The following is a 4,191-nucleotide window of genomic DNA, read 5'->3' as shown; positions in this document are numbered from 1 at the left end:
CAGGCTTGGGGACGGGGGTACGCCGGAGCCGCTCTGCCAGCTCGGCGGCGAGCCAGCAAAATGCAAGACTGCTCGGAAAATGGATAGTTCCTACGCCAGCAGATTCCTTGCCAGGAGCCCGCACGGAAAGTTTCATCCGCGCTTGTGCCATGGCCGCGAGCGGTCGGCGTCGATCGCGCGGGCCTCGCGGGGCTGCGCGAGGACCTTTGAGCGGGCGCGTGGACGCTCGCCGCCAAGGCGGACGCCGGTAAGAGAACTATAGGCGAGAGTCGACGTTATCGACATCATGTCAAACGCTTTCGACTACTTTCGTGCGTACGCTGTCCGAGCTCCGTGCAAGGCCCGATCCGTGCCGCATGGCAGGTTGAAGCATCTGCAGCTGCTGGCCGGGCGGATCTACAATCTCCTCAAGAAAGAGGCCGCTTACAGCCCGAACACGCAGCACCTTGAGGACTTCAGGGCAGCCCAGAAGCTTGAGAGATCAATCGACAATCGAGCGGACGACGGGCCGACTGTCCAAAATCGCTTTGATCCAGCGAGTGGGCAGGGCGTGGGACGGGAGGCTCGTTAAGTGGCTTCCCTCGATGCCCGCACTGTCGCAAGTCTCCTGCGAGAATACGCACAGCGGACCGCGTTGCGTGGCGGCAACCCCTACCGGGCAAAAGCTTATTCTCGGGCCGCCGACAGCTTGGCAGCCCTCGTCGACCCGCTTGACGTCCTAATCGCAGAAGACCGGCTCATGGAAATCCCCGGCGTCGGCGAGGCGATCGCCGACATCATCACCCAGCTTCACAAGACGGGCACTCATCCGAGCCTTGAAAAGCTGCGGAAGGAGATCCCCGAGGGCGTGCTCCAGATGCTTTCCGTGCCCGGTCTTCGCCCTGAGAAAGTGCTGCGTCTCTACAAGGATCTCGGCATCGCCTCACTCACCGAGCTGGAGGCCGCGGCCAAGGACGATCGCATCAAGAAGGCCAAGGGACTTGGCGCGGCGCTGCAGACCAAGATACTGCAAAGTCTGGCCATCGCGAAAAGCGGAGAAGGGCGCCTTCACCTGCACCGTGCCGCCGCTCTGCTCGCCCACGCCAAGGATTCGCTTCGCAAGGCACGGCCCGAACTCAAGCGCATAACGGTCGCAGGCGACTTCCGCCGCGGCTGCGAACTCGTCGGTGACCTCACGATCGTTGCAGAAGCGCCCAAGGTCGCCAAAACCCCGAAGCCGTCCGCCGCAAATGGATTGCAGATCCGCTTGTCCGACCATAAGCAGTTCGGCGCCGCCCTTCTCTTCGCCACTGGCTCTGCCGCTCACGTTGCCCAGCTTCAGGCGCTGGCCAGCGAGAAGGGAATGCGATTGGAAGCCGACGGCTTGCACAAGGGCCGCACCCTGATCGCCGGCGATGAGGCCGAGATCTATTGCGCCCTCGGTCTGCCGTACATCGATCCGGAACTCCGGGAGGGGCGCGGTGAGGTCGAACTGGCTTTGAAAGGCAAGCTGCCGAATCTGGTCACCGACAACGACCTGCGCGGAATCCTTCACTGTCACACCGATGCCTCGGACGGCACCGAGACCTTGGAGACCATGGCCAAGGCTACGCGTCAGCGCGGTTTCGAATATTTCGGGGTGGCCGACCATTCCAAGTCCGCCCACTATGCCGGCGGTCTCTCGGTCGAGGAGATCGCGCAGCAGCACCGGGAAGCCGACCGGCTGAACAAGCGCTTCGGTAAGGATTTCCGAATTCTCAAGGGCATCGAATCCGACATCTTGGCCGACGGCTCTCTCGACTATCTAGAAGAGGTGCTGGAGCGCTTCGATTTTGTGGTCGCCAGCATTCACGGTCGCTTCAAACTGGATCGCAAGGTTCAGACGCAGCGCCTGCTTCGGGCCATTGCCAATCCTCACACCACCATCATCGGCCACATGACCGGGCGGCAGCTACAGCGGCGGCCTGGCTACGAAATCGACGTCGAGAAGGTGCTTCGGGCCTGCGCCAGGCATGACGTCGTCGTCGAGATCAACGCCCACCCATGGCGACTAGATCTGGATTGGCGCTGGCACCAGGCCGCCCTTGAGTTGGGCTGCATGCTCAGCATCAATCCGGACGCGCACTCGATCCCCGAACTCGACCACATGCACTGGGGGGTCGAGATGGCTCGGAAGGGCGGTGTCCCTGCCGACCGGGTCCTGAACGCGATGGCTCTTCCGGAGATCACGCGCTACCTGCGCCAGAAGCGGCGCTCGGTCGCCCGGGCGGCCTGATGCCGCAGGCGCTCTCGATGGAGGGCACCGTGGTCGCGGTCGCCGCCGATCGCGGTCACCACTTCAGCAAACCGCCGCAGGACCGGATCGTGCTGGTGGAAGGCCATGGCGTCGAAGGCGACGCCCACGCGGGCCCGTTTGTCCGGCACCGCTATCTCGCCCGCCGCCAGCCACGCCTAGCCAATCTCCGGCAGGACTGTCATTCGGCTTGCAATATTCCATGCCGAAACACAACCTCCGGCAAACCCGGGGCGGTTCAATGCGGGTCAACAAGATCATTGGGACAAAATCGGCCGGGTAACCGAGCCGGGTCATATAGATGCCTTTTTGGATATTTGACGGTAACTTCAGAGGACATTGAGGTGTGGACGCGCTATCCCGATGCGACGTTCACTTTGATCGCACGGCCGACGACTGAGCAGTCGGTGGGGGACGATTACCGCCTAGGCGCGTTCGGCTTTGGCCGACGACGGAAAATTATCGGGACGAGGAAAGCCTTATTTGCGAGGGCTGGTTTGTGGCCTCATGACAATCGCAGGCGGCATCGGCCACACGCTACCCTATTTGATCCCTAGCTTTTTTACCGCGACAGCGATTGCAGCCGTTGTTGTAGTCATCGAGCTTCTAGCGATTGCCTACATCCAGTGGCGCTATATGGAAACACCTCCAATTTCCGCTGCAGCCAAGGTCATGCTTGGCGGAGGACTGGTTCTCGCTACCGGGGTTCTGATCGGAAGCAGTTGATCTCAGTTTTGGATCGTCACCTGGTCCGCAGGTGTCGTTCGATTTACGCAAGAAGCTGTCTCTCAAAACGATTGCCTGCCGACGATGCCGCTACCGATCTACTAGTAACTATCGGGAACATTCGGCAATCCGTAGCGTTGCGGCTTACCGGCTTTATGCCGGCGCCCATGAACCGAAGGAGTATCCATGGACAAGAAGATCGCTGGAATACTGGGAGCGGTGGCGACGCTTGGATCGTTTACTGTCTCCCAAAAGAACTAGCCGCCCGGAGGCGGCTAGTTCTGGTCTTACATCTTTTTACTTTTTGAGCGCGTCAGCGGCGTCCCGCGCTACATCCTTCATGTCTCCTGCGGCGTTGTGGGCGGCTCCCTTGGCTTTATCCATCTTGCCCTCGGCCTCCATGTCTTTGTCGCCAGCAAGCTTACCGGCACCTTCTTTGATCGCGCCTTTGGCTTTGTCCGCCGCGCCTTTCACGTGTTCACGGTCCATGATCGTGTTCCTTTGCTGTCCAGATGATCAGCCCAACGAAGGAGTGGCGCAGTCGTTCCTCGGAGGACAAGCTCCGACATCGCGTACGAAGACTTCTGAACTTGGCCCATCGCTTCCGTTGACGCAGTGCAGCTACATGTCGGTTCATAAGGGTAGACAGGAAGTTAGTAGCCGCGCGCCGAACCGACAGTTAAGACCTCAGTAGGAAATGCCGAGGTCGCCAACCTTTGTGGGAAGGTCCTACTCTATCGGGTGGGTCTGCGAAGCCCCACCCTGGTCAACCCTAGGATAGGCCGCACGAATGTGACGGTGGTGGCGCTGGCGCGCCTTGCTCGATTTACAACACCCCGCCGAAGGCTTCCCCGTATGCCGACGGCTTCAAAAGGCGGTAGGAACTTTGCGGGCGCCAATTAGAGAACGGTCAATCCGCCACACGATCTTCTTTTTTCTTCGGAATCAAATTGAGCGCCAAGTTCATTTTGAGGATCACATTCATGACCAAGGTTAATTGCCTGATCGTTCATGCCGCCGGAAGGCAGCTTGATCTTCTGCGGGGAGAAGCCTTCCGTATTGCAAAGGAGAACAAGATCGGTTGGTGGACTGATCGCGCAGACGTCGGCACGCGCTTTTGCTTTGAGGACGAAAAAGCCAAGGCGGCTTTCGCGATCACCTGCGACAGCTTCGTAAGCGCGATTTTCTTCGCA

General features: G+C 60.1%; 4 protein-coding genes and 2 pseudogenes. 4 read left to right on the top strand and 2 right to left on the bottom strand.

Annotated elements, in window-relative coordinates; translation table 11 throughout:
* The first annotated feature begins 571 nt into the window (after positions 1-571).
* Positions 572-2,254: a DNA polymerase/3'-5' exonuclease PolX gene (locus FXB40_RS37535; protein WP_148777313.1), complete on the top strand. Its 1,683-nt coding sequence runs from the start codon at positions 572-574 to the stop codon at positions 2,252-2,254.
* Here the strand turns inward: FXB40_RS37535 and FXB40_RS48370 are convergent.
* Positions 2,212-2,403 (bottom strand): hypothetical protein, encoded by a 192-nt coding sequence (locus tag FXB40_RS48370; RefSeq protein ID WP_187437422.1) that lies wholly within the window; start codon positions 2,401-2,403, stop codon positions 2,212-2,214. The genes FXB40_RS37535 and FXB40_RS48370 overlap by 43 nt on opposite strands.
* A gap of 110 nt (positions 2,404-2,513) precedes the next feature.
* On the opposite strand from FXB40_RS48370, the pseudogene FXB40_RS49565 reads away from it, so the two are divergent.
* Together FXB40_RS49565 and FXB40_RS48365 are read left to right on the top strand one after the other, a co-directional pair.
* Positions 2,514-2,718 (top strand): annotated as a pseudogene (locus FXB40_RS49565) (hypothetical protein); the annotation flags it as partial.
* Positions 2,711-2,998 (top strand): annotated as a pseudogene (locus FXB40_RS48365) (VIT1/CCC1 transporter family protein); the annotation flags it as partial. The pseudogenes FXB40_RS49565 and FXB40_RS48365, both read left to right, overlap by 8 nt.
* A 297-nt stretch (positions 2,999-3,295) precedes the next feature.
* Here the strand turns inward: FXB40_RS48365 and FXB40_RS37520 are convergent.
* Positions 3,296-3,487, bottom strand: a complete 192-nt coding sequence (locus FXB40_RS37520; RefSeq protein ID WP_148777312.1) for a CsbD family protein — start codon at positions 3,485-3,487, stop codon at positions 3,296-3,298.
* Between the two features lie 494 nt (positions 3,488-3,981).
* Between FXB40_RS37520 and FXB40_RS37515 the strand changes: the two genes are divergently transcribed.
* Positions 3,982-4,191, top strand: a 210-nt coding sequence (locus tag FXB40_RS37515; RefSeq protein WP_148777311.1) for a hypothetical protein, incomplete at its 3' end; no start/stop codon positions are given.

Source organism: Bradyrhizobium rifense (assembly GCF_008123425.1).
Lineage (GTDB): Bacteria > Pseudomonadota > Alphaproteobacteria > Rhizobiales > Xanthobacteraceae > Bradyrhizobium > Bradyrhizobium rifense.
This window is presented reverse-complemented; position numbering and strand designations above follow the sequence as displayed.